Origin of the sequence: Thermophilibacter provencensis, from assembly GCF_030372065.1 — a bacterium.
GTDB lineage: Bacteria > Actinomycetota > Coriobacteriia > Coriobacteriales > Atopobiaceae > Thermophilibacter > Thermophilibacter provencensis_A.
This window is the reverse complement of sequence record NZ_JAUDEA010000002.1, coordinates 189,230-215,093: the sequence shown is the minus strand read 5'-3', so window position 1 is coordinate 215,093 and position 25,864 is coordinate 189,230. Positions and strand designations below refer to the sequence as shown.

Annotated in this window: 37 protein-coding genes and 1 tRNA gene; all 38 read left to right on the top strand. The window is 67.9% G+C overall.

The features are described 5' to 3' along the window. Nucleotides 1-3 precede the first annotated feature (3 nt). The 38 genes from QUW25_RS02535 to whiA all read left to right on the top strand — a co-directional run bounded on the left by QUW25_RS02535 (nt 4) and on the right by whiA (nt 25,859). Nucleotides 4-324 (top strand): hypothetical protein, encoded by a 321-nt coding sequence (locus QUW25_RS02535; protein WP_289510661.1) that lies wholly within the window; start codon nt 4-6, stop codon nt 322-324. Continuing rightward, nucleotides 314-733 carry a hypothetical protein gene (locus QUW25_RS02530; protein WP_289510660.1) on the top strand — a complete coding sequence of 140 codons (420 nt, stop codon included), beginning with the start codon at nt 314-316 and terminating at the stop codon, nt 731-733. The genes QUW25_RS02535 and QUW25_RS02530 overlap by 11 nt, the downstream gene beginning before the upstream one ends. Next, on the top strand, nt 730-924 hold the full coding sequence (locus QUW25_RS02525; protein WP_289510659.1) for a hypothetical protein: 195 nt from the start codon (nt 730-732) through the stop codon (nt 922-924). Before QUW25_RS02530 ends, QUW25_RS02525 begins: the two co-directional genes overlap by 4 nt. Beyond that, complete coding sequence (locus QUW25_RS02520; protein WP_289510658.1) at nt 914-1,240, top strand: hypothetical protein; 327 nt, start codon at nt 914-916, stop codon at nt 1,238-1,240. The genes QUW25_RS02525 and QUW25_RS02520 overlap by 11 nt, the downstream gene beginning before the upstream one ends. Continuing rightward, nucleotides 1,230-1,583: a Lar family restriction alleviation protein gene (locus QUW25_RS02515; protein WP_289510657.1), complete on the top strand. Its 354-nt coding sequence runs from the start codon at nt 1,230-1,232 to the stop codon at nt 1,581-1,583. The genes QUW25_RS02520 and QUW25_RS02515 overlap by 11 nt, the downstream gene beginning before the upstream one ends. Continuing rightward, on the top strand, nt 1,580-1,861 hold the full coding sequence (locus tag QUW25_RS02510; protein WP_289510656.1) for a hypothetical protein: 282 nt from the start codon (nt 1,580-1,582) through the stop codon (nt 1,859-1,861). Before QUW25_RS02515 ends, QUW25_RS02510 begins: the two co-directional genes overlap by 4 nt. Further along, nucleotides 1,851-2,249: a hypothetical protein gene (locus tag QUW25_RS02505; protein ID WP_289510655.1), complete on the top strand. Its 399-nt coding sequence runs from the start codon at nt 1,851-1,853 to the stop codon at nt 2,247-2,249. Before QUW25_RS02510 ends, QUW25_RS02505 begins: the two co-directional genes overlap by 11 nt. A gap of 64 nt (nt 2,250-2,313) precedes the next feature. Beyond that, complete coding sequence (locus QUW25_RS02500) at nt 2,314-2,817, top strand: hypothetical protein (protein ID WP_289510654.1); 504 nt, start codon at nt 2,314-2,316, stop codon at nt 2,815-2,817. Next, nucleotides 2,814-3,041, top strand: a complete 228-nt coding sequence (locus QUW25_RS02495) for a hypothetical protein (RefSeq protein ID WP_289510653.1) — start codon at nt 2,814-2,816, stop codon at nt 3,039-3,041. The genes QUW25_RS02500 and QUW25_RS02495 overlap by 4 nt, the downstream gene beginning before the upstream one ends. 1 nt (nt 3,042) lies before the next feature. After that, entirely contained in the window at nt 3,043-3,261 is a 219-nt protein-coding gene (locus QUW25_RS02490) for a hypothetical protein (protein ID WP_289510652.1), read from the top strand. Then, a complete protein-coding gene (locus tag QUW25_RS02485; RefSeq protein WP_289510651.1) occupies nt 3,258-3,473 on the top strand; it encodes a hypothetical protein in 216 nt (71 codons plus the stop codon). Before QUW25_RS02490 ends, QUW25_RS02485 begins: the two co-directional genes overlap by 4 nt. Nucleotides 3,474-3,797: 324 nt before the next feature. Beyond that, entirely contained in the window at nt 3,798-4,202 is a 405-nt protein-coding gene (locus tag QUW25_RS02480) for a hypothetical protein (protein WP_289510650.1), read from the top strand. 90 nt (nt 4,203-4,292) lie between these two features. Then, nucleotides 4,293-5,579 (top strand): ParB N-terminal domain-containing protein, encoded by a 1,287-nt coding sequence (locus tag QUW25_RS02475; protein ID WP_289510649.1) that lies wholly within the window; start codon nt 4,293-4,295, stop codon nt 5,577-5,579. Continuing rightward, a complete protein-coding gene (locus QUW25_RS02470; protein ID WP_289510648.1) occupies nt 5,572-5,925 on the top strand; it encodes a hypothetical protein in 354 nt (117 codons plus the stop codon). Before QUW25_RS02475 ends, QUW25_RS02470 begins: the two co-directional genes overlap by 8 nt. A 52-nt stretch (nt 5,926-5,977) precedes the next feature. Then, the gene (locus QUW25_RS02465; RefSeq protein WP_289510647.1) at nt 5,978-7,297 is read left to right on the top strand and encodes a hypothetical protein; all 1,320 of its coding nucleotides are present in this window, start codon (nt 5,978-5,980) and stop codon (nt 7,295-7,297) included. After that, nucleotides 7,297-8,715: a hypothetical protein gene (locus QUW25_RS02460; RefSeq protein ID WP_289510646.1), complete on the top strand. Its 1,419-nt coding sequence runs from the start codon at nt 7,297-7,299 to the stop codon at nt 8,713-8,715. The genes QUW25_RS02465 and QUW25_RS02460 overlap by 1 nt, the downstream gene beginning before the upstream one ends. 3 nt (nt 8,716-8,718) lie before the next feature. After that, nucleotides 8,719-9,966 carry a hypothetical protein gene (locus QUW25_RS02455; RefSeq protein ID WP_289510645.1) on the top strand — a complete coding sequence of 416 codons (1,248 nt, stop codon included), beginning with the start codon at nt 8,719-8,721 and terminating at the stop codon, nt 9,964-9,966. A 70-nt stretch (nt 9,967-10,036) separates the two neighbouring features. Next, nucleotides 10,037-10,121 (top strand) — tRNA-Leu (locus QUW25_RS02450). A 128-nt stretch (nt 10,122-10,249) separates the two neighbouring features. Next, nucleotides 10,250-10,765, top strand: a complete 516-nt coding sequence (locus QUW25_RS02445; protein ID WP_289510644.1) for a hypothetical protein — start codon at nt 10,250-10,252, stop codon at nt 10,763-10,765. 9 nt (nt 10,766-10,774) lie between these two features. Beyond that, complete coding sequence (locus QUW25_RS02440; protein WP_289510643.1) at nt 10,775-11,665, top strand: phage major capsid protein; 891 nt, start codon at nt 10,775-10,777, stop codon at nt 11,663-11,665. A 2-nt stretch (nt 11,666-11,667) separates the two neighbouring features. Next, complete coding sequence (locus QUW25_RS02435) at nt 11,668-11,967, top strand: hypothetical protein (protein ID WP_289510642.1); 300 nt, start codon at nt 11,668-11,670, stop codon at nt 11,965-11,967. Nucleotides 11,968-11,978: 11 nt separating this feature from the next. Next, on the top strand, nt 11,979-12,350 hold the full coding sequence (locus QUW25_RS02430) for a Gp19/Gp15/Gp42 family protein (RefSeq protein WP_289510641.1): 372 nt from the start codon (nt 11,979-11,981) through the stop codon (nt 12,348-12,350). Further along, nucleotides 12,347-12,706 (top strand): hypothetical protein, encoded by a 360-nt coding sequence (locus tag QUW25_RS02425; RefSeq protein ID WP_289510640.1) that lies wholly within the window; start codon nt 12,347-12,349, stop codon nt 12,704-12,706. The genes QUW25_RS02430 and QUW25_RS02425 overlap by 4 nt, the downstream gene beginning before the upstream one ends. Next, on the top strand, nt 12,699-12,992 hold the full coding sequence (locus QUW25_RS02420; protein WP_289510639.1) for a hypothetical protein: 294 nt from the start codon (nt 12,699-12,701) through the stop codon (nt 12,990-12,992). Before QUW25_RS02425 ends, QUW25_RS02420 begins: the two co-directional genes overlap by 8 nt. A gap of 3 nt (nt 12,993-12,995) precedes the next feature. After that, the gene (locus QUW25_RS02415) at nt 12,996-13,346 is read left to right on the top strand and encodes a hypothetical protein (protein ID WP_289510638.1); all 351 of its coding nucleotides are present in this window, start codon (nt 12,996-12,998) and stop codon (nt 13,344-13,346) included. Nucleotides 13,347-13,358: 12 nt separating this feature from the next. Beyond that, complete coding sequence (locus tag QUW25_RS02410) at nt 13,359-13,934, top strand: hypothetical protein (protein WP_289510637.1); 576 nt, start codon at nt 13,359-13,361, stop codon at nt 13,932-13,934. Then, nucleotides 13,934-14,230, top strand: a complete 297-nt coding sequence (locus tag QUW25_RS02405) for a hypothetical protein (protein ID WP_289510636.1) — start codon at nt 13,934-13,936, stop codon at nt 14,228-14,230. Before QUW25_RS02410 ends, QUW25_RS02405 begins: the two co-directional genes overlap by 1 nt. Nucleotides 14,231-14,280: 50 nt before the next feature. Continuing rightward, nucleotides 14,281-14,622 carry a hypothetical protein gene (locus QUW25_RS02400; protein ID WP_289510635.1) on the top strand — a complete coding sequence of 114 codons (342 nt, stop codon included), beginning with the start codon at nt 14,281-14,283 and terminating at the stop codon, nt 14,620-14,622. Nucleotides 14,623-14,625: 3 nt separating this feature from the next. Continuing rightward, the gene (locus QUW25_RS02395; protein ID WP_289510634.1) at nt 14,626-16,956 is read left to right on the top strand and encodes a phage tail tape measure protein; all 2,331 of its coding nucleotides are present in this window, start codon (nt 14,626-14,628) and stop codon (nt 16,954-16,956) included. Continuing rightward, complete coding sequence (locus tag QUW25_RS02390) at nt 16,953-17,729, top strand: hypothetical protein (protein ID WP_289510633.1); 777 nt, start codon at nt 16,953-16,955, stop codon at nt 17,727-17,729. Before QUW25_RS02395 ends, QUW25_RS02390 begins: the two co-directional genes overlap by 4 nt. A 20-nt stretch (nt 17,730-17,749) precedes the next feature. Continuing rightward, nucleotides 17,750-21,157, top strand: a complete 3,408-nt coding sequence (locus tag QUW25_RS02385) for a phage tail protein (protein WP_289510632.1) — start codon at nt 17,750-17,752, stop codon at nt 21,155-21,157. A gap of 19 nt (nt 21,158-21,176) precedes the next feature. Beyond that, on the top strand, nt 21,177-21,779 hold the full coding sequence (locus QUW25_RS02380; RefSeq protein ID WP_289510631.1) for a carbohydrate-binding protein: 603 nt from the start codon (nt 21,177-21,179) through the stop codon (nt 21,777-21,779). Next, nucleotides 21,779-22,219, top strand: coding sequence for a hypothetical protein (locus QUW25_RS02375; RefSeq protein WP_289510630.1), 441 nt, complete (start codon nt 21,779-21,781; stop codon nt 22,217-22,219). The genes QUW25_RS02380 and QUW25_RS02375 overlap by 1 nt, the downstream gene beginning before the upstream one ends. 1 nt (nt 22,220) lies before the next feature. Next, complete coding sequence (locus tag QUW25_RS02370; protein ID WP_289510629.1) at nt 22,221-22,661, top strand: hypothetical protein; 441 nt, start codon at nt 22,221-22,223, stop codon at nt 22,659-22,661. Between the two features lies 1 nt (nt 22,662). Beyond that, a complete protein-coding gene (locus QUW25_RS02365) occupies nt 22,663-22,908 on the top strand; it encodes a hypothetical protein (RefSeq protein ID WP_289510628.1) in 246 nt (81 codons plus the stop codon). Continuing rightward, nucleotides 22,905-23,783, top strand: a complete 879-nt coding sequence (locus tag QUW25_RS02360; protein ID WP_289510627.1) for an NlpC/P60 family protein — start codon at nt 22,905-22,907, stop codon at nt 23,781-23,783. Before QUW25_RS02365 ends, QUW25_RS02360 begins: the two co-directional genes overlap by 4 nt. Nucleotides 23,784-23,995: 212 nt before the next feature. After that, entirely contained in the window at nt 23,996-24,922 is a 927-nt protein-coding gene (gene rapZ / locus QUW25_RS02355) for an RNase adapter RapZ (RefSeq protein ID WP_289510626.1), read from the top strand. A 1-nt stretch (nt 24,923) separates the two neighbouring features. Further along, nucleotides 24,924-25,859, top strand: coding sequence for a DNA-binding protein WhiA (gene whiA / locus QUW25_RS02350; RefSeq protein ID WP_289510625.1), 936 nt, complete (start codon nt 24,924-24,926; stop codon nt 25,857-25,859). The last annotated feature ends 5 nt before the right edge of the window (nt 25,860-25,864 follow it).

The window sequence follows — 25,864 nt, the reverse complement described above, 5'->3', positions numbered from 1 at the left end:
AGCATGGAGCATGTGGTCCAGCTTGGAATCAACATCGACGACGAGGCGATACGCAGGGCAATCGTAGCAGACGCGAAGTCGCAGGTAATCGGCAGAATCGAGAAGGACGTCAGGGCGGAGCTCGGGGTCAAGGGCTCGTCATGGACCCGCTCGCAGTTCGCGGACGAGGTCGCCGACGCCATCATCGAGAGGGCCGGGGGCGACATCGTCGAGCAGACGGTGGCCGCGCTCGTCGACAGGCTCCCGCGCCGAAAGTGGTTCCGCGAGGCCGTGGGCGAGGACGCCTCCAGGGCGATGGCATCCGGGGGCAGCGATGGGGACTAACCACTACCTTCGGCGCGTGAGGCCGCGCGAGGTCCACGACGAGTACCACATCTGCAAGACGTCCGCCGGGTGGGTCGTCCACTTCCAGGACAGCACCGAGTACCAGGACGAGTGGTGCGACGACGGCGAGTGGGCGCCCCCGAGCTTCCACAGCGTCGCCGACATCCGCAACCTCCTCGGGACGGGGGAGTGGCAGATAAGCGACGAGTACGGGCGCGTCTGCGAGCCCGGAGAGGAGAGCCTGATGGAGTTCGACCGGCTGTGCGCGTGGCGCGGCGGCAAGAGCTTCGAGTGCAACCCGCCCAACCAGCGCTACCCGGAGGGCGACCCTCCCTACGAGAACGTCATGCTCCGGGGCACGTACCGCGACCCAGAGGGATACCTGTTCACGACGGGGGAGTTCTCGTGACCGCCGTGGACGCTCGCGAGCGCGTGGGCGAGATACGCGCCGAGCTGCGGCGGGCGATGAGGCTGCTGTGCAGGCGAGACGTGGACTGGGACGCTGCGGCGGGGTGGCTCTACCGCGCCGAGCGGGACTGCCGCGGGCTCGCGACGGACTGCGTGAGACAGGGAGTGGAGGAGGACGAGAGTGGCTACTGACGAGACCACCGTGACGATACCGCCCGTGCGCGCCTTCGCGGGCGTCAAGGCGGACAAGGCGCACGCGCTCAAGCCGCTGGAGGAGGCGTCGGAGGTCCACGGGGCGTGGCAGGCGATGGCCTCTGCCGAGCTGGCGCACGGTGGCGACTGCGTGCTCGCGCGGCTCTGGCGCAAGAGACTCCTCGACGAGTGCGCCGACGTCATCCAGGCCACGATCAACCTGGTGGCCGCGCTGGGCGTGGAGGACTTCCGGCCGTGGATGAAGGCGTGCGAGCGGCGCAACCGGGAGAGGGGGCGGATCACCGATGGCCGATGAGCTGAGGCCGTGCCCGTTCTGCGGGGGAGAGGCCGAGTTCGAGACCTACGGAGGCACCGCCTGCGCCGTCACGTGCCGGAAGTGTCGCTGCGGCACGCCGACCGTGAGACTCGACGACGGCGAACGGGCCGTGGAGGCGTGGAACCGCCGCGCGGAGCGCACGTGGCACGACTTTTCGGACGAGCTTCCTCCGGCCGGTGTAAGCGTCCTATGCAGGGGCAAGAACGGCGCGCTGTACGTCGGCAAGCCCGTGACGTTCAAGGGCAACGGGACGCGCAAGGTGTGGGTTCCTAGGGGCGACCAGTACCGAACGCCCGAGAATTGGATGGAGGTGAGCACATGAGCCACACGAACCTGCTTCTCGGCCACAACTGGGAGCCGAGCGAGTGGCCCGACCACGTCGACGTGAGCCACGAAGGCACCAGAGACAGCGTGCGCTACGTCCCGGAGCTGGGGCGTCGTGACACCTGCACCGTCGAGTCGTCTCACCCCGCATGGGGCGAGGCCGAAACGTGGTACGAGGTCGAGCTGAGCTGCGGCGACAGCTTCCCGTGGTGGGACAGCTGCCCGCCCGACTTCTGCCCATATTGCGGATGCGAGGTGATTATAGATGCCGACTGACACCGAGCGCCGCGAGGTGGCGCAGAACATGAGAGACGGCGTTAAGAGTAAGACCGAGTGCGAGCTGCTGTCTCTCAACGGAAGCAGCGCGGCGATAAGGTGGCTCATCTCCTACGCTGTGTTCGGAGACAAGAAGTATCACAGCGGAGTTGACCTGCTGGACCGCCTCGCCGACCTCATAGAGCCGCCCACGCAGTGCCCGTACTACCACAGCGACCGGCATTACTGCTCGGTGCATGACGACGTGGTAGACCGCGACGCGCTGCTGGCGCTGGCGGAGGAGATGGACGATTTAGCCGAGGCGTGGGGCGGCAAGTACCCGACGAACCGGGTTGCAGCCTACGCCCGCAGCATCCGCGAGGCGTGCAACGTGGTCGATGCTGGTTGAGGGTTCCGCGACATGCCGCCCCACGTGCTACGATGCTCGAAAGCCTAAAGCGGAGGTGGAGGGTTTGGATACGCCGTCATACACGGACTACGCCAGCGCCGAGGACTTCTTCGAGGCCGTCCGCCACGCCTCCCGAGAGGCCGAGCGGACGCGCCTCACCCTGCTCCAGATGGAGGCCCGCGAGGGCGTGCGCGCGCAGGGATACGAGCCGCGCGTGACGGTAGGCGGCGAGCGCGACCGGATGGCCGCGACCGACTCCCGCATCGACTACGAGGCGCGCATGTCCGATCGCATCGAGCAGGACTACCGGCTCCTCGACATGGCGTGCGCGGCGCTCTACGGCCGCGAGTCCGGCAAGGGCGGCGTGGACGCGCTCATGGGCTCGGCGGTGGCGGACTGCATCAGCTTCCGCTACGTGGACGCGCGACCGTGGTCGGAGGTGGCGGCGCTCCTCGGCTACAGCCGGTGGTCGCGGCGCTCGCTGCGCGACCTGTGCCAGCAGGGCTTCGACGCCATCGACTTCTTCGGGTGGGACAACGTTCTGGGAGGGGTGGGTGACGCGACATGACGAAGAGCTTCGAGACGCACCGATGCAGCGCGATGCCCGACGGATTCTCGCTGCGCAGGTACGAGCCGGACGGCTGGGCGCACCAGTACCCCGAGCCGGGCGGGTGGGTGCTCGCGATGCACGACTACGACTGGGAGTGGATGACCGACTTTCTCAACCATCTGACACCGTTCCGAAGCCAGTCCGTACACTTCTGCCCGTGGTGCGGAGAGAGGCTAGATTGACATGAGCCGCAAGCATCCCGACGGATACGAGCGCCGTCTGCCCAACCGCAGGCGCTGGCTGATTCAGATGGTCGAGACTTTGGCAGACTACTGCGACGATCCATACGAGTTCGCCGACTGGTGCGAGTACATGGACGAGCTTGACGATGTGGAGCGCCAGATGCACATCCGCCCGCGCAAGCGGTACAAGAACAGACTGACGCGAGGTGAAGCGACGTGAGCCAAGAGCTGCACCACCTCGTCGTGGAGGTGGACGGTGAGCGCGTGCTCGAGTGCGACGCGCTGCTCGTCAACATCAGGCCAGACGTTGACCGAGAGTTCGTGCGCGAGGCGTTCGGAAGTTTCGAGGGCTACGAACTCGTCTCCAAGCGCGTCGTCATCGAGGCAGAGTGCCCCGGCGAGATTAACCGAGTCGAGAACCTTTTCATCTAACTCATCGCCCCGTTCGGCTTGCCGTTCGGGGCGTTTTTCGTGCATAAGGGACGCCCCGCGCGCGAGCGCGCCATGGCGCAGTACAATCAAATGACCAGTTCCCTCGGCATCTCGCCGAGAGGCCCCGCTGGATGCGTCCGGCGGGGCTTTTTTCATGCGCCGGCTCGCTGCGCTCGCCTGTCCCCCACCTCCACCTCCACGTGGTCGGGGCGCGCGAGGGGCGAAAAATCAGCACCACGCGGAACCATGCGGAACCATCGAACCCCGTATCCCGTGTGATACATATAGGCTGCGCGTGATGCGCGAGACGATGGGGGGCGCGAGGTGTCTGCCAACCGCTACGCCAACGGCGCGCGCCGCCGCGCGCTCGTCGCCCGCGTCCGCGCCATGGGCGAGCCGTGCCACATATGCGGCCTGCCCATCCCGCCCGACGCGCCGCCCGGCACGCCGCTGGCATTCGAGCTTGACGAGCTGGTGCCCGTGAGCAAGGGCGGCTCGCCTATCGACCCTTCCAATGTGGCCCCAAGTCATAGGTGTTGTAATGCATGGCGCGGCAACAAGCCAATGAATCGCGTCGCTTCCATCCGCGCCGAGGTGCGCGCCCGATTCGGGCCGTGGCCGTCGGCGCTGGCGTTCTGCGAGGGCGCGAGGGCCGTTCTGAGGGGCGCAAAGGGGCGCATGGGGCAAGCGCCCGTGAGACACCCAAAGCGCTCGTCAGGCGCGCTCTGAGAAGGCCAGGGGGGCATCCCCTCCCCGTGGGACGACGGCGTGCCCCGCGGCATAGCGCCGATTCACACACAAAGGCATACCAGCAAGGGGGTGGTCCCCACGAAGGACCTCCGCGTCAAGTACGTGCCCATCGGTGACGTGCGCCCGTACGAGGACAACCCGCGCCGCAACGACGGGGCGGTGCAGGCCGTGGCGGCAAGCCTCCGCGAGTTCGGCTGGCGCCAGCCCATCGTGGTGGACGCCGACGGCACGATCGTGGTCGGCCACACGCGCTACAAGGCCGCGCTCGCGCTCGGGATGACCGATGTGCCCGTGGTCGTGGCATCCGACCTCACGCCGGAGCAGTGCGCCGCGTACCGCCTCGCGGACAACCGCGTGGGCGAGCTGGCGGAGTGGGACAGCGAGCTGCTGGCGCAGGAGCTGGACGGGCTGGCCGACCTCGACATGAGCGCCTTCGGCTTCACCGAGCGCGACATGGAGCGGGCATCTGGCGGCGGCGTAGACTTCTCAAACCTCGACGCCATGAGCGGCGAGGGCGACGATGGCTACGACGAGTTCGTGGAGAAGTTCAAGCCAAAGAAGACCACGGACGACTGCTACACGCCACCCGAGGTGTACGAGGTCATAAGGGACTGGGCGTGCAAGGAGTACGGCATCGACCCCGCGAAGGTCGTGCGCCCGTTCTATCCTGGCGGCGACTACGAGAAGTTCGATTACGGCGGCGGCAAGGTGGTCGTGGACAACCCGCCGTTCTCCATCCTCTCGAAGATCGTCCGGTTTTATCTGGACAGCGGAATCCCGTTCTTCCTTTTCTGCCCGTCGCTCACCGCCCTAGGCTCGGCGAGCACCTGCATGGACTGCTGCCACGTCCTGACATACTGCGACATCGAGTACGAGAACGGCGCGGTGGTCCACACGTCCTTCGTCACGAGCTATGACGAGGGAATCGTGGCGCGGACGGCCCCAGACCTCACGAGGCAGGTCAACGACAAGGTCGCGGAGCTTCGACACGAGAAGGCGCGAAACCTCCCGAAGTACGAGTACCCGCGTGAGGTGCTGACAGCCGCAATGCTGTCGAACATGGCAAAGGCCGGAGTCGAGCTGAAGGTGCCAGCGTCCCAGTGCGTGAGAATCGGGCGGCTCGACGCTCAGGAGGAATCTGGCTCGTCGATTTACGGCGGCGGCCTGCTTGTCTCCGAGAGAATCGCCGCCGAGCGCAGGGAGGCAGAGAGAATCGCCGCCGAGCGCAGGGAGGCAGAGAGAATCGCCGCCGAGCGCAACCGCGAGCAAGGGGGGGCGCTGGCAGCGCCTCTGGTATGGGAGCTGAGCGACCGAGAGCGCGAGATAGTGAGGTCGCTCGGTGAGTGCCATGAGTGACGCCCGCCCCCGCGCCGAGGCCATCTGCGCGTCCCTGCAAGAGCCGACCCGCGCCCGCGCGGTGGAGCTGGCGGAGAACGTGCTGTGGATGGAGCAGAAGCTCGCCAACGCCCGAGAGGTCATAGGCCGCAGCTCCGTGGCAATCCCCTACGACAACGGCGGCGGGCAGCGCGGCATCAGGAAGAACCCCGCGTTCGACGGCTACAACTCGCTTATGTCGAGCTACACGAAGGCCCTCAAGCAGCTCTGCGAGATGCTGGGCGTGCAGGAGGTGGATGATGGCGATGACGGCCTCGATTCCATCATCGCCGGCGCCTCTACGACGAGGCCGCGTCGAGCCGGTTAGGTTCATACAGCCTCCGTCGGTCTCCAACCGCTTCGCGGAGATGGAGGCCTTCATGGGCGCTGGCGGCTTCCGCTTCCTAGACTGGCAGCGCATCGTCTGCTCGTCGTGGCTGGGCGTCGACGCCTACGGGCGCTGGGCCGCCAAGTCGTGCGGGGAGCACGTGCCGCGCCAGAACGGCAAGACGCTCGGCACTACCGCCCCGCGCATGGACTACGGCGCGTGCGTGCTGAACGAGCTGGTGCTCTACACGTCGCACCTGCAGAAGACCTCAACCGAGACCTTCGAGGACGTGGCATCCTTCTTCGACCAGCGGATGTTCCACAAGTACCTCAAGGCCATCCGCACCGCGCTTGGCCGCGAGGCGGTGGAGTTCAAGGCGGGCGGCAAGATTAAGTTCCTCGCCCGCACGCGCAACGGCGGGCGCGGCCAGCACGCTGACCTGCTCGTGTTCGACGAGGACCAGGAGCTGACCGACGAGCAGCAGGCATCCTTCATGCCGTGCCTGTCGGCGTCGAGCAACCCTCAGATTCTCTACACCGGCACGCCACCCGACGAGAGCGCTCCCGGCATGGTGGCGCGCCGCATCCGCGACCGAGCGCTGTCCTGCGCGGAGGGCATCGCCTACGCCGAGTGGTCGGTGCCCGAGGTCGGGGACATCAACGACCGCGAGCGCTGGTACGAGACGAACCCCTCGCTCGGCGTCCTGATACTGGAGTCCACCATCGAGGCTGAGGCGCTGGACATGGCCCCAGACAAGTTCGCCCGCGAGCGCCTGGGGTGGTGGAGCCCGACCGAGAGCGCCGTCGAGCACGTCATCGACGTCGAGGCGTGGGCGCTCTGCGAGACCGACGAGCCGCCCGAGCCGTGCATCACGTGCGCGGGCGTCAAGTTCGGTCCCGACCGCGCGACGCTTGCCTACTGCCTGCGCCCCTCCGAGGGCGCGAGCTACGTGGAGTGGGTGGACACCCGCCCGCTCTCCGAGGGTGTCGGCTGGGTGGCCGCGTGGCTGGACGCGCGCCGCGACAAGGTCGCGACCGTCGCCATCGACGGCGGCAGCACGGCGGCACTGATCACGAGGCTCGCGGACGCGGGCTTCCCGAAGAGGGCAATCGTCACGGCGGGCCCGCGCGACATGGCCAAGGCCGTGTCCATGCTCACCAACGCCGTGGCCGAGCACGACCTCGCGCACTACGGACAAGAGGAATTGACCGCCTCCGCGACCCTCACCGCCCGCCGCCGTATCGGGCAGGACGGAGTTGGCTTCGAGGACGCGGGAGGCGCCGACGCGACATTGATTGAGGCCTGCGCGCTCGCGCTGTGGCAGGCCAAGACCACGAAACGCAACCCCGCGAGGAAGCTGAGGATTGGCTGATGAACCTTCCGGGAATCACGAACGCAGCGGGACTGGACGCCGCCGACAGGAACGCGCTCAACGAGCTGGTGGAGGTGGCGCAGGCCGTGGAGCCGCGCAACCACACGCTCGACGCCTACTACGAGGGCGAGCAGAAGACGCCGGACATCGGCATAGACAACATCCCGGACAGCGTGGACCCCAGCGTGCGCAGCGACTGGGCGCGCAAGGCCGTCACCAGCGTCTCGGAGCGCGTCCGCATGGACGGCTTCACCTTCGCCGGGGACTACGAGGACGAGGACTTCGGCCGCATCGAGCTCGAGAACGACCTCTCCGGCGCCTTCAACCGCACCGTGGCGAGCGAGCTGACCCACGGCTGCATGTTCGCCACCGTCCAGCGCGTGAGCGACCGCGCCGTGGTGCGGATGCACAGCGCGGAGAGCGCCGTCGCGACGTGGGACGTGGCCGAGCAGCGCGTTGGGAGCGGCCTCGTTGTCGCCGACATGCGCCGCACGGACTGGGGAGGGCTCAAGCCGGTTCCGGTGCAGGCCAACCTCCACCTGCCGGGGCGCGTTGTCGTGCTCCGGCGCGTCCTCAGCACGTCATGGGTCGCCGAGACCCTGCCCACCCCGCTCGACCGCCCCATGATGGAGGCGTTCTGCTTCCGCCCCACTGGCACCAAGCCGTTCGGGCAGACCAGAATCACCCGCGCGGTACGCTACCTCGTTGACGAGGTGGAGCGGACGCTGCGCTACATGGCGGTGTCGGGAGCCTTCTACGCCGTGCCGATGATGGCCGCGACCGGCCTCACCGACGAGCAGTTCGATGCGATGGCCAAGAGCAAGTGGCTGATGCGCGTGGGCAGCTGGTTCCTCGCCACGAGGGACGAGGACGGCAACGTGCCGAACCTTCAGCAGTTCCCCGGAGTCTCGCCGCAGCCCTACATCGACGCAATCATGACTTACGCCAAGCTCTTCTCGGGCGCCACGGGCGTGCCACTGAACAGCCTGGGCATCGTCCAGGACAACCCGAGCTCGGCGGAGGCGATAGCGGCCCAGCGCGAGGACATATGCGTGGCCGCCGAGGACTGCATCGAGTCCAACCGTGCCTCCATGCGAAACGTCGCCCTCATGGCGATGGCGGTGGCCGGGAACACCACGATCGACGGCCTCACCGACGAGCAGCGCAGCGTCATCCCGCACTTCCGCAACCCCATGCGCCCGTCGCTGGCGTCCACGGCGGACGCCATGACCAAGATCGCCGCCGTCGTGGACGGATTCACCATGACGCGTGAGTTCTGGGCGGGCCAGGGCTTCGACACCGCCGAGGTGGACAGCATCCTCTCGCAGGTCAACGCCAACAGGAACTCGGCCGCCATCATGAGCATCATGGCTGGCGGCACCTCCGGTGGCCCCGGTGCTTCGCAGCAGGCGGAGTAACGCATGGCCGCGACCATACCGCGCGCCGTGCTCGAATTCGTGACCGAGGAGGTCAACGGCATCTCGGCGGACGCGCAGGCGCGGGTGCTGGCGGTGCTGGAGTCCATCACGTGGACGCCCGAGAACATCGCCGAGTGCCGCGACATCGTGATCCAGGCGCTCGCGGCCGTCATGCCCACCTATACCGACTCCGCCGCCCAGGTCGGCGCGGACATGTACGACGCCGTGCGCGAGGCCGCGGTGGGGGAGGCGATGGGGGCTACCGCCATCAGCGGGTACGAGCCTGACGCCACCATCGGGGCCATCAAGGCGTTCGTCCAGGACATCGTGGATGGAAAGCCCGTGGGGCAGTTCAACCGCAAGGTGCTCGCCCGCGTGGACCGCGACATACGGCGCGCCGAGAACGTGAGCGTGGCGGAGAACGCGAGGCGCGACCCGATGAAGCCGAAATACGCCCGCGTGCCCAGCGGCTCAGAGACGTGCGGGTTCTGCCTCATGCTCTCGTCGTTCGGGTTCCACTATTCGGACAAGAGCGCGGCGAGTCATGCGCACGAAAACTGCGACTGCCGCGCGGTGGCCCGGTTCGACAAGTCGGGGGTGGAGGACTACGACCCTGACGAGATGTATCGGCACTACAAGCAGTGCCTCGACTCGCTCGGTGGCACCTCTGGGATACGGAAGCAGTGGAACAGTCTTCCAGAGGGGGAGCGGAAAAGGCTCATCGAGAAGCGCGGGGGCAAGGAGTCCGATGCGTTCCAGGCGTTCCTCAACAGGCGCATGGCGGCGGAGATTGAGACGCGAGACCCCGAGTGGTTCAGGACCGGAAAGGTCCCAGCATACCGTGAGGAGAGCGGGGCGTCCCCTGATAAGTTCGAGAGGGCATGCGGAGAGCTGCTGAGGTCCAACGGGCTTCCTGTCGAGTTCCGAAAGACGAGGGGAGACCAGCCGGGCGGATTCAGGCGCCGGACATCAGACACGTTCATAAAGGGCGTTGCATGGGAGATGAAGAACCCCGCAGGCAACGGCCACCTGACCGTCTGGAACCAGTTCAAGAGTGCTGTATACGGAAACGACAAGAAGACCCCGAACCCGCAGAGCGACAAGCTGATCATCAGCAACGTAAGGAGCGAAAAGACCTTCGGGCAGATGGTCGATGACGCTCGGAAGGTTCTCGATGACGGGGAATTTCCTGAGATAACCGAGGTCATCATCGTCGGGAGGGATGGGTCCATGAGAAGGCTCGAGAGATAGCGAGAAAGCCGACGGTCGTTCCGGCACACTGGCCGGCGCGCATCGGCTTCTCATGAGAAGTATACCCCAGCGGGGCGTGGCGGGAACGGCAGAAGCGCCGGTCTCAGGAACCGGTGGAGGAATCCGTGCGGGTTCGAGTCCCGCCGCCCCGACCAACCATTTTTCAGAAATCAGCCCCGCACGGGGCTTTTTTCATATCTGGCCGCAGAAGTGCGGCCTTTTTCATGCCGCGGCCCCGCACGGGGCTAAGACACGCGCCGCACGGCGCGGGAAGGGGACCTGAATGGCCGAGAACGAACAGGGCGCGCAGCCCACGGAGCAGACGGAGACCGAGGCTGCACAGCCGACGCCCGCCGAGCCTGAGCGCGACTGGAAGGCCGAGTACGAGAAGGTGCTCGCCCAGTCACGCAAGTGGGAGCAGCGCAGCAAGGACAACGCCGCAGCCGCGAAGGAGCTGGAGGCGCTGAAGGACGCCTCCAAGACCGACGCGGAGAAGCTGGCCGACGCCACCAAGCGCGCCGAGAAGGCCGAGGAGAAGCTCGCCGAGTACGAGCGGAAGGCCGAGCGAGCCGCAATCGTGGTAGAGGTCGCGGCGGCCAAGGGCGTGGACGCCGAGTGGCTGGGCCGCATGGCCGGCGATGACCGCAAGGCCATCGAGGCGAACGCGGACTACATCGCCACGAAGCTCAGCGGCGCGCCCATCTACCCGAGCGTGCTCGACAACGGCCACAGCAAGGCCCCAACGAAGAGTGACCCGAAGCACTCGTTCATGGAGTTCGTAAACAAGTCGCTTTCTTAGGAGGCAACAATGGCACTTTCCACCACCGACATTGACGTTTATCGCGGTACCACCGGCGTCGTGACGCCCCAGGACGTCTCCGAGCAGGTCTGGCAGGGCATCCGCCAGAACTCTTTCGTCATGGCCCACGCCAACCGCATCAACCTTCCCGGCACCGGCGTCAAGGTGAACATCATCACCGGCGACCCGACGCCCGCATGGGTCGAGGAGACGCATGAGAAGACCGTCTCCAAGCCGGCCTTCGAGAACAAGACCATCGTCCCGTACAAGCTGGCCGTCATCGTGCCGTTCTCCAACGAGTTCCGTCGCGACGAGGACACGCTCTACGCCGCCGTCATCGACCGCATGCCCTACGCGATGGCCAAGATGCTCGACCAGACCATCTTCTTCGGCACCGCCCCCGGCGCCAACTTCGACACGCTCACCGGCGCCGACGCCGTTGACCTTCAGGCCGACCCCGCCGGTGCCATCAACTCCGCCATCACCGCCATCGGCGTGGCTGGCGGCACGGCCAACGCCATCGCCGTCTCCCCGCAGGGCTACGGCATCCTGACCGGAGCCAAGGACGATTCCGGCTCTCTCCTCTTCGGCGGCTACAACTCCACCGGCAACCCGACCCCGTACGGCCTGCCCACCGAGACCGTCCACGCCGCGTACAAGGCTGGCAGCTCCGCCGCCAATACCGTCGGCTTCATCGGCGACTGGGCGAAGGCCCACATCGGCGTCGTTCAGGATCTCAACATGACGGTCACCGACCAGGCGTCCCTCAACGACGGCACCAACACCATCCACCTGTGGCAGCGCAACATGTTCGCCGTCCGCATGGAGATGGAGGTCGGCTTCGCCACCGAGGGCGATGACTTCTTCCAGCGCCTGACCGACACCTACCCGGCGGTGTAGCCATGCCGCGCATGAGGATGCCCTACACGGGCACCGTCTACGAGGTGGCGCCGCAGAACGTGGCGGCGCGCCTTGCGCGCGGATACGTGCTTATGGAGGACTTCGAGCCGCCCGTCGAGGTGGCCGACGAGCCGGACGAGGAGCTTCCCGAGCCCGAGCCCGTCCACGAGGACGCCGACGCTGACGCACCCAAGCCCACCGCCGAGTCCACCATCGCGGAGATTCGCGCGTGGGCCAAGGCCAATGGCGTGGCGCTCCCCAAGAGGGGCAACAAGGCACAGCTTCTCAAAGCCATCGGCTAGGAGGTGGTCGGATGACGCCCTTCGCGACCGTCGAGGACTACGAGACCCGCTACGGCGAGGTCGAGGACGAGGCGCGCGTCTCCGCGCTGCTTCAGGACGCCACCAACATCATCGCGAGCCAGCCCGGCTTCGCCATGCGCGAGGACGAGACGTGGCAGGGCGTGCTTGAGACGGTCACCTGCGCGATGGTGCACCGCTCGATGATGAGCGGGGCCTACGCGGGGCTGTCCAACGTCTCGCAGGGCGCGGGCGGCTACACGGCGAGCGTGTCTGTCTACAACCCCGGCGGCGACCTGTACCTCACGCGCAACGAGAGGCGCGTGCTGGGGCTCGGCGGAGGGCGCATCGGGCAGACCGACCCATACGGGTGTGATGCCCGATGATCGCGCCGCTCCCCGACCTCGGCCTGATAGCGGGCGAGACCGTCACCGTGCGCACGCCGACCATCGGCTACGACGAGCACATGGAGGAGGTCGTGACGTGGGGCGAGGCCACCGTGCAGAACGTGGTCGTGACCCCAGGTGCGACCTCCGACGTGCTCGACGGCACGCGGCCGGACGGCACGCGCGTGGCCTTCACGCTCGGTTTCCCGAAGTCCTTCACCGCGCCGCTGCGTGGCTGTCGCGTCACCGTGCGCGGCATCGAGTGCGCCGTCATCGGCGACCCGCAGCCCTACACGCCCGAGAACGTGCCGGGAGCTTGGAACTACACGGCGGAGGTGGAGCGCGTCGATGGCTAGGGGAATCCGCGTGGTTCCGAACATGCGCGGCTACCGCGCGCTGCTCAACTCCAAGGACGTCCAGGCCGACATTCAGCGCAGGGCGGAGGCCATCGCCGCGTACGCGGACAGCCAGCTGTCCGGTGACTGGGGCGACCCTCCGAGAGAGGACCACTTCGAGGTCATCGAGTACACCGGCAAGAAGTTCGGCGCCAAGGGTCGGCTCATAGCGACCAACACCGAGCACGCCAAGCGCTCCCAGAACCAGAACGACACGCTTCTGAACGCCATCGATGCCGGGAGGTAGCACATGGACATTGAGGAGGTCGTCATCGACCACCTGAACCACGCGGGCTTGGGAGCCACGGCCTACCCGGACGTGCCGCGCAAGCGCCCCGCCGCCTTCGTGGTGGTCGAGCGCACGGGCGGGCCGCGCGGCGAGGGGGGCACCTTCGAGCCGATGCTCGACATCCAGTGCTGGGCCGAGACGCGCAGCAAGGCCGCTGACCTCGCCCTTCGCGTCGAGGACGCGATGGGGGAGCTTCCCGCGAGCGCTGACAACGTGTCCGGCTCAGACGTCACATCCACCTTCCGCGACCGCGACTTGGAGAGCGGGACGCCCCGCTACCACGTGGTCTGCACCTGCTACTGCAACGGATAAGGAGGGGCAACCATGCCCGAAAACGCAAACAACACCGCAAACGTCAGCTACGGCAAGTTCAAGAGCGGCGGCTACTTCTTCGTCGCGCCCTACGGCACGCCGCTGCCGACCGATAACACCACCGCGCTCAACGAGGCATTCGTCAACATGGGCTTCATGGGTGACGACGGCTTCGTGTTCGACAACTCCGTCACCACCAACACGGCCCAGGACGCCAACGGCGACACCATCGCGTCCGACTCCGCCGCGCCCACCAAGACCATGACCACGACCTTCCGCGAGATCAAGGCCGCGTCGATGAAGGTGGTCTACGGCTCCGGCAACGTCACCGACGCCGACGGCCTGCTCACCGTCCACGACAAGGGCCCCAACAACGAGACCCTTTCCGCCGTCATCGAGATCCTGCTCAAGGACGGCCGCAAGGACCGCAAGGTAATCGAGCAGTGCTCGCCCAACCAGCTCGGCTCCGAGAGCATCGTCTACAGCTCGCTCGTGGGCAAGCCGCTCACGTGGTCGATCATGAAGGGGAAGACGACCGGGGACTACATCACCGACTACATCGACTCCACCGAGACCGAGGAGGCGTGATGGCCGGGGCCAAGGGGCGCGCCGTCGAGGTCGACGGCATCGAGGTCGAGGTCGCCGTCGACCCGGCGGACGACTACGAGCTCATCGAGTGCGCCTGCGTCTCGAGCGACCCGGGCGCGGGCGTGGAGGAGAGGAACCGCGCCTACTTCAGGCGCAACCACATCCTGCTCGGCGACGGGTACGACCGCGTGATGGGCGAGCTGCGCGACGCGAACGGCGGGAGGCTGCCGCGCGACGTCGTGGCGAGCTTCATGTCCCGCGTCGTCGCCGGGGTGGCGGAGGCAAAAAACTCCTAGGGCTCGGCGCGGCGATCTCCCTCCACGAGGGGGCCGTCCGCGCCGACCTCATGCGCTTCTACGGCGCCTCCCTGGACGAGGGCGGCAAGGGCGTGTCGTGGCGCGACATGGCCGCGATGGTGGCCCACCTCCCCTCGGAGAGCGCTCTCAGGCGCGAGGAGGGCGACGGCTGGAGCGAGGCGGAGCGCCTGCTCGCCCAGATAGCCGACAGCACCTACATCGCGTGGTGGCAGCGCATCGACCACGACAATCCCGACGCGCCTCCCCTCAGGCGCGTGCTCTCGCCGCGCGAGCGGGCCGAGAGGGCCGACGCCGCGCGCGAGGACGTGTACACGCGGGCCGACATGGACCGCATCGCCGACGCGCTCGGCATCCCCGAGGACAGGAGGTAGCGAATGGCAAGGGGCAAGGGAACCGAGCTCGCCAACGCCTACGTCACGCTCATCCCGTCGCTCGACGGGGCCCAGAAGGCCATCGAGGCCGACCTCGCGAAGGTGGACGTCACCGGCGCGGGCAAGAAGATGGGCACCAAGCTCGGCGAGTCAATCGGCGACAAGGCGGGCAAGGACGCGTCCGGGGGCATCGAAAGGGGCATCGAGAAGGCGGACGTCAAGTCACGAGGCGGCAGGCTGGGCTCCGCGCTCGGCGGCGCGCTCACGGACGCCCTCTCCGGCTCCTTTGACGCGTCGTCCGTCACGGACGCGCTGGGCGACGTCGTGGCCGACGCCTCCGGCTCGGGCGGCGCCCTCAGCGCGCTCGGCGAGACCGGCTCGGGGGCGCTCGGCGCCATCGCGAAGGCCGCTCCCATCGCGGGCGCCGCAGTCGCCGCAATCGGTGGCGTGGCCATAGACACGGCTGCGGACTTCGAGGTCGCCGAGGCGCGCATCACCGCCGCCGTGGGCGGCGTGGGCGAGGAGGCCGAGGCCCTCACGGAGGCGGGGCGCACCCTCTACAGGGACGGGTGGGGCGAGTCCATGACCGACCTCTCCGACGCCCTCATAACGGCCCGGGAGATTCTGGGCGACATATCCGAGGAGGACATGTCGGCCGCTGTGGAGGGCGCGCTCGCGCTCGAGCAGACCTACGGCAGCGACCTCTCGGAGACCCTGCGCGGCGCGCGCGTGCTCATGGAGCGGTTCGGGCTGTCGGCCGAGGAGGCCATGGACCTCATGGTCGCGGGCACGCAGCGCGGCCTGGACTACACCGACGAGCTCGGCGACAACCTCTCCGAGTACGCGGGCCGCTGGGCGGACGCCGGCATCGAGGCGTCCGAGTACTTCTCGCTGCTCGAGGCGGGCGTCGACAACGGCGCGTACAGCCTCGACAAGGCGGGTGACTTCCTCAACGAGTTCCTGACCAGCCTCACGGACGGCCGCATGGAGGAGGCCATCGGGAGCTTCTCCGAGGGCACGCAGGACACCTTCGAGGCCTTCAAGTCCGGTGGCGCCGACGCGCAGGACGTCCTGAACGCGGTCGTGGGCGAGCTCGCCGAGATGCCGAGCGGCTACGAGAAGGCCCAGATAGCGTCCGGGCTGTGGTCCTCGCTCGGCGAGGACAACGCCATGTCCATGATCGAGAGCTTCGCTGGCGTCGAGGACACCTTCGATGACGTCGCGGGCGCGTCCAAGGATATGACCGACCAGGTGAGCAACGACCTCGGCAGCAGGTGGGAGACCGCCATGCGCAAGTGGCAGGACCTCCTCGCGCCCGCCGGGGAGGCCGTGACCGGCTTCTTCGGCGGCGTCGCGGACGCGGTCGGCGGCGCGGCGGACGCCCTGGACGGCTTCATAAACCAGCAGTCCGCCTACGGCGAGCTCGACTCGTGGTTCGGGCTGGAGAGCAGCCTCTCAGGCGCGCTCGACGACATGGGCGTGAACGTGGACTACCTCAAGCTCAAGCTCTCCGAGGTGGGCGTGGGCATGGAGGAGATGGACGCCATCGGCTCGGGCCACATCCGGGCGCTCGCGACCACCTTCAACGGCAGCGTCCAGACGATGGTCTGGGCCATCGAGAACTACAACGATGTGCCGCTAATCGACAAGGACGGCTCCGTCGACGTCAACGACGCCGAGCTCGTGGACGCCCAGGGCAACGTCTACACCTGGAACGGCTCCGAGCTCGTAGACAAGAACGGAAACGCGGCGGTCAACGACCAGCAGCTCATCGACGCGCAGGGCCGCATCTACGTGTGGAACGGCTCGTCGCTCAAGTGGCAGCAGACCGGCATCACCGTGGACACCTCGTCCATCGACTCGGCAATGGGCAAGTGGGCGCGAACGAACTTCCCGGCGAAGGTGACGCGAGTGGCCGTGCAAGGCGCGACCGTGGGCCAGATAACGCAGGCCGAGGGTGGCATCATCCCGGGCGCGAGCACCAAGGGCTTCATTGCCACAGGCCCGACGCTCCTTGACGGAGGAACGCGCCTCGTGGGCGAGGCCGGGGCAGAGGCCGTCTTCGACTACGGCGGCTCAAACTACGTCGTCCCGCTCACCAACCGCAAGTACAGCGCGCCCTTCGCTGACGTCGTGGCGAAGCAGGTCGCGGGCTACCTCGGCGGCGGCGCCGGGCGCGCGGACCAGTCGGCCGTGGTCGCGGCCATCGCGGCCCTTCGCGCGGACATCGCGCAGATGGGCGTCTACCTCGACACCGGCAAGCTCGTGGGCGGCATATCGCCGCAGGTCAACCGTACGCTCGGCAGGATGCAGAGGAGGGGGTCGCTGTCATGACCCACGACGTCACGTGGGGCGACACGCCCCTGTGCGGGGAGTACGGCCTCATCGTTGAGTACGGCAGCATCAGCTGCCCGCCGCCCTCGCCCAAGCTCTCCATCGTGAGAATCCCGGGCGGCGTGGACCTCGACCTCACGGACGCGCTCACGGGCCACGCGTCCTACGAGCTGCGCACGGTGTCCTTCGCGCTGCGCTACGACGGGCGCGGGGAGCGGACGTGGCAGGAGGTGGCAAACGACGTCACCAACCTGCTCCACGGGGCAGAGTCCGACTTCGAGCTGTCGTGGGACCCCGGCTTCACCTACCACGGGCGCGCGAGCGTCACGGGGGTGACCTTCATCGCGCCCCGATCGTGCCGCATATCCGTCGAGATCACCGCCGAGCCCTGGAAGCTCAGGGAGCTCCACACCGAGACCCTGAGCGCGGCGGGCGGCGTCACGGTCGAGTGCCAGTCCGGCCGCCGCCCCGTCCACCCCCTCATCAGCTGCACGTGGCCGGTGACGGTGGGCTGGCGGGGGGCCGAGTACGTGGTGCCCGCTGGCCAGACCTACCGGCTCGCCGACGTCACCTTCAGCCAGGGCGCGAACCGGCTCTGGCTCTGCACCTACCGCTGGAGGACGGCGACGTGGGCCGACGTCGCGTCGGTCACGTGGGACGACCTCGCGGGCATCGAGTGGGCCAAGGTCGTCGTGGGCGACGACCCGGACCCCTCAGAGGGCGCCCCGGGCAACGTCTCCGTGACCCTCCAGTGGGAGGAAAGCTACCTGTAGACAAGTGAGGGGGTGCGGGATTGTACCGCGTCTACCTTGGCGGCGCGCTGGCCTTCGACGCGCTCGAGGACGACAGCGTGGTCGTCTCAGCGTCGATCTCGCAGGCCGTCAACGCCGCCGCGTACCTCGACATGGAGCTCTCGCCGGCGGCGAGGCCCGAGGCGGGGCAGTCCGCCGAGGTCCTCTGGGACGGCACGCGGCTCTTCCACGGCCGCGTGACCGAGGTGGAGCAGCGCGCCGACGGCACGTGGGCGGCAAGCGCCGTCTCCGACCTCGACAGGCTCAACGACGTGCTCGTGCCGCCGCACTCGACCGACGGAGAGACGGGCTCCGAGTGCCCGGGCACGCTCTCGGGCTACGTGCGGTGGCTCGCGGAGACCTTCAACGCCCGGCAGGGCGGGGGCTTCCGCGTCGACGTCGGAACCAACCAGGCGGACCTGCTGCGGGAGGGCGCGCTCTCGCTCGAGGACGACTCGTGGCCAACCGTGGCGGCGGCCCTCGAGGACCACGTGCTCGCCCTCGGCGGGTACGTGGACTGGGAGCCGCACGCGACCTCGGGCACGCTCTCGGTGTGGTCGGACCTGCACGAGGCGTCCTCGCAGCTCGTCGACCTCGGGGCGAACGTCACTGACATCAGCGTCACGCGCAGCGTCGAGGGCCGCGCCACGGCCATCGTGCCGCACTCCGGAAGCGGCGAGGACGAGGTGACGCTCGCGGGGCTCACGGCCGCCGAGCGCCAGCTCGTGTCCAACGCCGGGATGTCGCTCACGGCCGGCGGCGACGGCATCATGGACCCGGCCTCCGTGTCCGAGTGGGGCTACCGCGAGGAGCGCGTGGAGATAGGGGGCGTGTCGACGCGCGCCGACCTCGTGCGGGCCGCGATAGCGCGCCTGCGCACCATGGCCGGGCCGCAGGTGACGGTCGAGTGCCGCGCCGTGGACATGGCGCTCTACCGCGAGGACATGGCCCACCTGCGCGTGGGGCAGGCCGTCCGCGTGCGCGCCGAGCCGCTGGGCGTGGACGAGTACCTGGCGGTGCAGGAGATGTCGCTCGACCTCATGGACCCCGCGCAGACCACCTACGTCCTCGGCGTCACCTACGACACCCTCACCGGGCGCCAGAGCGCCTTCCTGCGCGGCCTCAACGGCTCCATCAACCACGCCCTCGACGTCGTGACGGGCGTGGAGGACACCATAAACCACGTTGTCAACGACGCGGACACCGACTACTACCTCTCGGACTCCCCGGACGAGCCTGTGGGCGGCGAGTGGGGCTCGGCCAACGTCGTGCCCATCGACAACAAGTACCTCTTCAGCCGCCCCCACAACACGCTCGTGGACGGCTCGGAGGTCATAGGGGAGCCGACGCTGCTCACCCCGTCGGTCCAGCGCTCCCTCAAGCTCCACCGCGACGTGGGCGACGAGCCCGTGTGGGTGGCCTTCGTGGCCGCCAACAGCGACGTGACCGACCCGGACGCCCAGGGCATGTGCCGCATCACCGGGCAGATGGGCGGCTGGGACGCGAGCGAGCAGGGCGCCGTGACGGTCGCCTTCGGCTTCCAGGACAGCGCGTACGCCACGGGCGAGGGCTCGGCGGGCGTGGGCGTCGTGACCGAGAAGAGCGCCGACATCGACACCTCAAAGGTGTCCATCCAGGCCTACGAGTCCCAGGGCCGCGTCGGCGTCTACGTGATGCTCACCGGCAAGGTGACGGTGTCGCTCTACGCGGAGGGCGACGGCTTCTCCACGCCCTTCGTGGAGCAGTCCACGCAGCCCTCCGGCACCAAGGTCTTCGACCTCGCGGACGTGCAGACCACCTACGAGAGCGCCATCCTGCAGGCCGACAACGCCATCCGCGCCTACGTCGCGGCGACCTACGCCACGCAGGGCGCGCTCGGCGAGGTCCAGTCCACCTTCGACATCCGCGCCAACCAGATCCAGGCGCAGGTCGAGGAGAAGATGGACACGGCGGTCGCGGAGACCAGGTTCACCGAGAAGTCCACCTTCAACCAGTTCAGCGACTCCATCTCCGCCGAGGTCGAGCAGGTGCGCGACACGGCGGACGCCACCGCCACCAAGGCCGCGCAGCTCGAGGTGTCGCTCGAGGGCGTGACCACCACCGTCTCAGAGGCCGTCGAGACCGCCGAGGGGGCCATGGCCAAGGCCACCGAGGTGGAGCAGACCGCAGACAGCATCTCCTCCACGGTGACGGGCCTCGACGGGCGCGTGAGCAAGGTGGAGCAGGACGCGAGCGGCTTCGAGGTCACGCTCGGGCAGGTGCGGGGCACGGCGAACAGCGCGCTGAGCGCGGCGAATTCGGCGAAGACGACCGCGAACACGGCCAACAGCACGGCCAACAAGGCTAACGCTGACGTCCTTAACTACGTCATCGACGGAGCCCCGACCGGCTCCGGCTCGCTCTCCGGGTGGACCGTGACCGGCGGCGTCTACCAGAGGACCTTCCCCGGCGGGGAGAACCACAAGGACTTCTCCTCGCAGTCGGCGAGGAGGGCGTGGGGAGTGGGCGCGCGGCTGAGGTTCACCGCAGACTTCAGGGTGGCCTCCGGCACCTTCTCCTCCTCCGACTTCTTCAACATCTACGAGGGCGGCGGAGACTGGGTCAGCGCGAAGATATACCCGTATCAGGCGGCGGGCGGAGGGTGGGTGACGCTCAGCGCCCTCTTCTCTGGCCCCCTCACGACCCAGACGTCGTCGTACGGCTTCTCCTCCTACGTCGGCTCGTCTGGATCGAAGGTCCTCCAGATGCGCAACGTCCGCATCGAGGAGGCGAGCGACGCCACCACCGCCACCAACTACCTCAAGTTCGACAGCTCCGGCCTCGTCGTTGGAAACTTCTCCGGTACGCTCCAGGGCAACGTGCTGCTGAACTCCTCCGGCATGCAGGTGCGCAACGGGACGTCCATCTACGCGACCTACGGGGCGAATCTGATTGAGCTGGGAAGGAACAACTCGAGCTCCAAGATAAGGATATGCGGCGGCGGGGTGGACCTGAGCTACAACACCACCAACAAAGGGCTCAGCATCTCCAAGTCGACCACCGTGAGCGGTTCCGTCTTCTGCACCCAGCTCTCAACCTCGGGCGTCCTCAACGTCGGCGGCACCATGTGGCTGGGGGTGGGCCAGCGCACGCAGATACGCGGCTTCTACCAGGGCACGAAGGTCGTCAACGTCGATACGACCAGCACCAAGCACGTGCTGCTCTTCAACAACAGCCAGTACACGTCGATAGTGGGCCGCGAGTACAAGGTCGGCGACGTGATCCTCGTAAGCAACGGCGACTACAACGCCAAGCCGCGGCACGCGTACGGGACAACGTACAGGGGCGACACCAAGAACTGGTACGTCTGCGTCGAGAGCGGACAAACCGGCTCGATGCGTATCAACTACCTGATAGTTGCGGTCGCGTAGGCCGCGGATTGGAGGTCTCATGTTCTACGGGGTTCTGGCGGCGTCGGGCGTGGTGCTGCTCACTGACGCGGGGCACGGCAAGCCCGTGGTGGAGTGCGCGGGGCCGTCCTCGGTCCCGGACGGCTACCGCGAGGACTGGGTGTGGGTTGACACGGGGGACCAGCTGCTCCACGTGTGCGACGTGGTGCCCGTGGAGGGCACGCCGGAGGAGGCGGCGCTGGCGCTCAGCCGCATGCAGTTCGCCAGCCTGCCGGACGAGTACGCCTACGAGTTCCGCGCGCTCGCCGACGAGTGGGTGGCGGGCGTCTCCTACGCCGCGGGCCAGCGCGTGAGGCACGCGGGCGAGCTGTACCGGTGCCTCCAGGCGCACGTCTCGCAGGAGGACTGGTCGCCGGGCGCGGCGCCGTCCCTGTGGGCGCGCATCCTGCCGGGGCAGGAGGGCAGCGGGGCCGAGGTCGGCGAGTGGCAGCAGCCAGAGAGTACAAATGGCTACTCCACGGGCGACCGTGTGACCCACGAAGGCCACCTGTGGGAGTCCACCGCCGACGACAACGTGTGGGAGCCGGGCGCCGTGGGCGCCCCGTGGAAGGACCTCGGCCCCGTGGAAGGCGGTGAGGCGTAGTGGCGACCACGAACCTCGGCCTCGAGACCATCCAGCCGAGCGAGCGCGTCTCCCCGGACAAGATCAACTCAAACATGGAGAGGCTGGACAAGCTCGGCGTCGACTACGTCACTCAGTCAGGCGCGACCGGCTCGTGGTGGTGGAGGCGCTGGAAGAACGGCCGCTTCGAGTGCTGGGCCCGGCTCATCCGCCAGTCGCTCGCCCCGACGCTCGAGGGCTACTCGGAGCAGGGCTACGCGCAGGTCACCGAGACCTACCCCGTGACGTTCACGACGCCGCCGCTCCTGTTCGCCACCGCCCGCGCCGACGGCAACCCCAAGGCCCACGTCGCCTACGTCGAGCACGCCAAGGACCAGGCGCAGCTCTACGTGGGCGGCCTCGACTGGGGCAAGCCCGGCGTGGACGTGGAGGTCAACCTCTACGCGATGGGGACGGTGTGACGTGGAGCCAACGCAGGACTTCTGGTCCGGCGTTGGCGCGGGCATTGCCAACTCGCCCGGGTGGATGCTCGTGACCGCGCTGCTCGTCGCATGCGTGACGCTCATCGTCGCAAAGTACGTCGTGCCGAGCCACGAGCGCGTCCGCATGAAGCGCATCGAGATAGAGCAGCGGCAGGCAGAGACCGACGCGGAGAGGGTCAGGGCGAACGCGATGCTCGCCGAGCAGCAGCGCCAGACGAACGTGCTCATAGACGGCATGAGGCAGAGCCTCGACGCCTCGACCGCCCACACCGACGTGCTGGTGGCCGAGCTTCGCGGCTCGCGCGACCGCAGCCACGAGATGGGCGAGCGCGTCGAGCGCATAGACCAGACCACGAGCCACACAGACACGCTCGTTGAGGACATCCACCGACACATCATCGGCGGGGAAGGGACGGACTGACATGCTTGACCACTTTCTGAAGGACGAGTCCACCGAGATGCGGCTCGCGCGAAGCGTCGTGCAGGGCCTCGTGTCCGTGCTCATCGTCGCGCTGCCGCTCGTGCTCGGCGGCGTCATCGAGGACGCGACGTGGGCCTCCATCGCGACCGCCGCCATCATGTGCGTGCTCTCGCCGCTCATGGCGATGTTGCGCACGGGCGACCCCGAGGACGGCACCGTCGACGCGACGGGCGGTGACGCCGAGTGACCGGGATCGAGCGCGGCATCGCGACGATACTCCAGTATGCCGCCGACGACGGCCACGGCTACGTCCTCTGCTCGGGGCACCACGCCACGTACGACCCCGGGACCGACTGCGCGGGCCTCGCGAGGCTCTACGCGGCAACGGTCGAGGGCGTGGGCGTGAGGGGGTATCCGGACTTCGGCACGTGGTCGCTGAGGGCCGCGCTGACCGCGCGCGGCTGGAGGGCAATCCCCTTCGCCAAGTCCAAGCTGCGTCGCGGCGACCTGCTGCTCCGCGAGCGGCGGGACGGCACCGGGCACGTGGTCGTGTGGCTCGGGAACAACCGCATCGTCGGCGCGGAGGGCAACTGGGACGGCAGGCGCGGCGACGGCTCTGGCCGCGAGGTCTGCGAGCGGTCCTACTACGACTACGGATACAACTGGGTCCTGCGCCCGCCCGCGTGGTGCTCGCAGGATCCGGAAGGGGAGGAGCCAAAGGTGGCAATCGAGAGGGTCGAGGGCGGCGTCTACCGCCTGTACAACGCGAGCGGCGGCCAGCACATGTACACCTCCGACCACGGCGAGGCCGAGGCGCTGGCCACCGCCGGCTGGTCCTACGAGGGCGCGCCGTACAGGCAGGGCTCGGGCGCCGAGGTCTACCGCCTGTACAACCCGTACACCGGCGGGCACAACTGGACGACCTCCGCGCTCGAGGTCGGCCAGAGCGTAATCTCAGGCTGGGCATACGAGGGCGTGGCGTGGCGCGCGGGGACCAGGGTCGAGCTGCGCCGACTCTACAACCAGTGGAGCGGCGACCACGTGCTCGCCGCGCAGCCCGAGGCGGCGTCGCTCGTCACGTCCGGCTGGACCGACGAGGGCGTGCTTTGCATGGTCGACTAGAGGCTGGCCCCTCTCTCGCTTCGGCGGGGGAGGGGCCTTTTCGTGTGTCTATGCGGTTAAGAGTTTGATACGATTTACGCGTCCCAGGATTGTCCATAGTTGCCGCTTATTGCGGCTCTTGCGGATGCTGTGGCGCTAAAACCGCAGCTAGTCGCATGTGTGACTCAAGCGGCGTGCTATGAAGTATACTCAAGGAGTCGAGAGGGGGAGCCATGCCAGACGCAGGCCAGAGAATGCGCGCCGCCGAGAACGCCGCCCGGGTTCCGGACGTCGTGGTCATCACGGGCATGTCCGGCTCGGGACGCACTCAGGCGCTCCACGTCTTTGAGGACATGGGCTACTTCTGCATCGACAACCTCCCGCCGCGCCTGCTCCTGCAGCTCGCGGACCTGGTGGGCATCAACTCGGGCGTTGGCCGCCACCTCGCCGTGACCTGTGACCTGCGCAGCCTCGGCCTCTTCAACGAGCTCAACGACTCCCTCACGCAGCTCCGCGAGCACGAGCTCACGGTGAGCCTCGTCTTTCTGGACACCTCCGACGAGGTCCTGCGCCGCCGCTATGACGAGAACCGCAGACGCCACCCCCTGGCGCAGCCCGGTGAGTCCGTCGCCTCTGCGATCGAGCGCGAGCGCGAGCAGCTTGCCGGCGTCCGCGAGTCCGCCGACCTCGTCATAGACACGAGCCACCTGCGTACGAGCGCCCTGCGCAGCCGGCTGCGCCGCGCGTACTCCGAGCTCACGGACCAGCAGCTCATGGAGGTCTCGGTCTTCTCGTTTGGCTTCAAGCACGGCATGCCGGTCGAGGCCGACCTGATGATTGACGTGCGCTTTCTGCCCAACCCGTTCTATGACCCCGAGATGCGCACCCTCACGGGCAACGACCGGCTCGTCTCGGACTTTGTTCTCAAGAACCCCACCACCGAGAAGTTCCTCGATGCGTGGTATCGCCTGCTCGACGTCGCGATGCCGGGCTACGTGGCCGAGGGCAAGAGTCACCTCTCCATTGCCGTGGGCTGCACGGGGGGCCAGCACAGGAGCGTGGCCATTGCCTCCGCCACGGCTGCCTACCTCGAGAAGAGCGGCTATCACGTGAGCCTGTCCCACCGCGACCTTTCGCTCGCCAACGTGAGGACGAGCTAGCATGTCGTTTACCGCCGAGGTGAAAGACGAGCTCTCACGCGTTGAGGCGCCGACTGCGGCGGCCGAGCTCGCGCAGCTCTCGTCGCTCATCCGCGTGTGCGGGACGATGTCGTTTAGGGGCTCCGGGCGCTACTCCATCCGCATTGCCACCGAGACGGGCGCCGTGGCGCGCACGGTCATCAAGCTCACGCACAAGATCTTCGACCTCGAGACCTCGCTCACGGTGCGCCGTTCCGTTCTCCACAAGACGAGAAACTACCTCATTGAGATGCCCGAGCAAGACGAGCTTGCCGCGGACCTCGTGAGGCTCGGCATCCTCGTCCCGGGGCACGGCCTTGCCACCGGGGTTCCCACGGCGCTTCTCGGCACGCGCCCGGCGCGCGAGGCCTTCGTGCGAGGCGCCTTCATGGCAGGTGGTTTCATCGCCGACCCGCGCGGGGACTTTCACCTGGAGATTGCGGTGACGGGGGAGGACTTTGCCCGCGGACTGGTGGCGCTCATCGACTCCTTTGGGGTCTCGGCGCGCCTCAACCGCCGCCGCGGCGCCTATGCCATCTATCTCAAGAGCTTTGACGACGTGATCGCGCTCCTGCGTGCGATGGGGGCGCGGCGCATGGCGCGCGTGGTGGAGGTCGCCCGCGCCAAGAAGTCCGTCAAGAACGACGTCAACCGACGCGTCAATGCAGAGATGGCCAACCAGGCGCGCTCGACGGACGCCGCCGCCTCGCAGCTTGATCTCATCGAGCGTGCCGAGAAGAGCGTGGGGCTTGGGTCGCTGCCCCCGGCGCTCAGGGCCTTCTGTGCGGCACGACGAGCTCACCCCGAGCTCTCGCTCGCCGCGCTGGGGGAGGAGCTCGACCCGCCCGCATCCAAGTCCGCGATGTACCATCGCGTCCTCAGGCTCCAGGAGATCGTCGAGGAGGCCGAGCGTTCCTGATCGGG

What these genes read in the sequence shown, in the direction of transcription:
- QUW25_RS02535 (WP_289510661.1), top strand. Translation starts at nt 4, where the DNA reads ATGGAGCATGTGGTCCAGCTTGGAATCAACATCGACGACGAGGCGATA.
- rapZ (WP_289510626.1), top strand. Translation starts at nt 23,996, where the DNA reads ATGCCAGACGCAGGCCAGAGAATGCGCGCCGCCGAGAACGCCGCCCGG.
- QUW25_RS02405 (WP_289510636.1), top strand. Translation starts at nt 13,934, where the DNA reads ATGGCCGGGGCCAAGGGGCGCGCCGTCGAGGTCGACGGCATCGAGGTC.
- QUW25_RS02435 (WP_289510642.1), top strand. Translation starts at nt 11,668, where the DNA reads ATGCCGCGCATGAGGATGCCCTACACGGGCACCGTCTACGAGGTGGCG.
- QUW25_RS02440 (WP_289510643.1), top strand. Translation starts at nt 10,775, where the DNA reads ATGGCACTTTCCACCACCGACATTGACGTTTATCGCGGTACCACCGGC.
- QUW25_RS02430 (WP_289510641.1), top strand. Translation starts at nt 11,979, where the DNA reads ATGACGCCCTTCGCGACCGTCGAGGACTACGAGACCCGCTACGGCGAG.
- QUW25_RS02455 (WP_289510645.1), top strand. Translation starts at nt 8,719, where the DNA reads ATGGCCGCGACCATACCGCGCGCCGTGCTCGAATTCGTGACCGAGGAG.
- QUW25_RS02400 (WP_289510635.1), top strand. Translation starts at nt 14,281, where the DNA reads ATGCGCTTCTACGGCGCCTCCCTGGACGAGGGCGGCAAGGGCGTGTCG.
- QUW25_RS02390 (WP_289510633.1), top strand. Translation starts at nt 16,953, where the DNA reads ATGACCCACGACGTCACGTGGGGCGACACGCCCCTGTGCGGGGAGTAC.
- QUW25_RS02445 (WP_289510644.1), top strand. Translation starts at nt 10,250, where the DNA reads ATGGCCGAGAACGAACAGGGCGCGCAGCCCACGGAGCAGACGGAGACC.
- QUW25_RS02465 (WP_289510647.1), top strand. Translation starts at nt 5,978, where the DNA reads ATGGGCGCTGGCGGCTTCCGCTTCCTAGACTGGCAGCGCATCGTCTGC.
- QUW25_RS02365 (WP_289510628.1), top strand. Translation starts at nt 22,663, where the DNA reads ATGCTTGACCACTTTCTGAAGGACGAGTCCACCGAGATGCGGCTCGCG.
- QUW25_RS02530 (WP_289510660.1), top strand. Translation starts at nt 314, where the DNA reads ATGGGGACTAACCACTACCTTCGGCGCGTGAGGCCGCGCGAGGTCCAC.
- QUW25_RS02505 (WP_289510655.1), top strand. Translation starts at nt 1,851, where the DNA reads ATGCCGACTGACACCGAGCGCCGCGAGGTGGCGCAGAACATGAGAGAC.
- QUW25_RS02510 (WP_289510656.1), top strand. Translation starts at nt 1,580, where the DNA reads ATGAGCCACACGAACCTGCTTCTCGGCCACAACTGGGAGCCGAGCGAG.
- QUW25_RS02470 (WP_289510648.1), top strand. Translation starts at nt 5,572, where the DNA reads ATGAGTGACGCCCGCCCCCGCGCCGAGGCCATCTGCGCGTCCCTGCAA.
- QUW25_RS02420 (WP_289510639.1), top strand. Translation starts at nt 12,699, where the DNA reads ATGGCTAGGGGAATCCGCGTGGTTCCGAACATGCGCGGCTACCGCGCG.
- whiA (WP_289510625.1), top strand. Translation starts at nt 24,924, where the DNA reads ATGTCGTTTACCGCCGAGGTGAAAGACGAGCTCTCACGCGTTGAGGCG.
- QUW25_RS02460 (WP_289510646.1), top strand. Translation starts at nt 7,297, where the DNA reads ATGAACCTTCCGGGAATCACGAACGCAGCGGGACTGGACGCCGCCGAC.
- QUW25_RS02495 (WP_289510653.1), top strand. Translation starts at nt 2,814, where the DNA reads ATGACGAAGAGCTTCGAGACGCACCGATGCAGCGCGATGCCCGACGGA.
- QUW25_RS02425 (WP_289510640.1), top strand. Translation starts at nt 12,347, where the DNA reads ATGATCGCGCCGCTCCCCGACCTCGGCCTGATAGCGGGCGAGACCGTC.
- QUW25_RS02490 (WP_289510652.1), top strand. Translation starts at nt 3,043, where the DNA reads ATGAGCCGCAAGCATCCCGACGGATACGAGCGCCGTCTGCCCAACCGC.
- QUW25_RS02515 (WP_289510657.1), top strand. Translation starts at nt 1,230, where the DNA reads ATGGCCGATGAGCTGAGGCCGTGCCCGTTCTGCGGGGGAGAGGCCGAG.
- QUW25_RS02395 (WP_289510634.1), top strand. Translation starts at nt 14,626, where the DNA reads ATGGCAAGGGGCAAGGGAACCGAGCTCGCCAACGCCTACGTCACGCTC.
- QUW25_RS02415 (WP_289510638.1), top strand. Translation starts at nt 12,996, where the DNA reads ATGGACATTGAGGAGGTCGTCATCGACCACCTGAACCACGCGGGCTTG.
- QUW25_RS02380 (WP_289510631.1), top strand. Translation starts at nt 21,177, where the DNA reads ATGTTCTACGGGGTTCTGGCGGCGTCGGGCGTGGTGCTGCTCACTGAC.
- QUW25_RS02410 (WP_289510637.1), top strand. Translation starts at nt 13,359, where the DNA reads ATGCCCGAAAACGCAAACAACACCGCAAACGTCAGCTACGGCAAGTTC.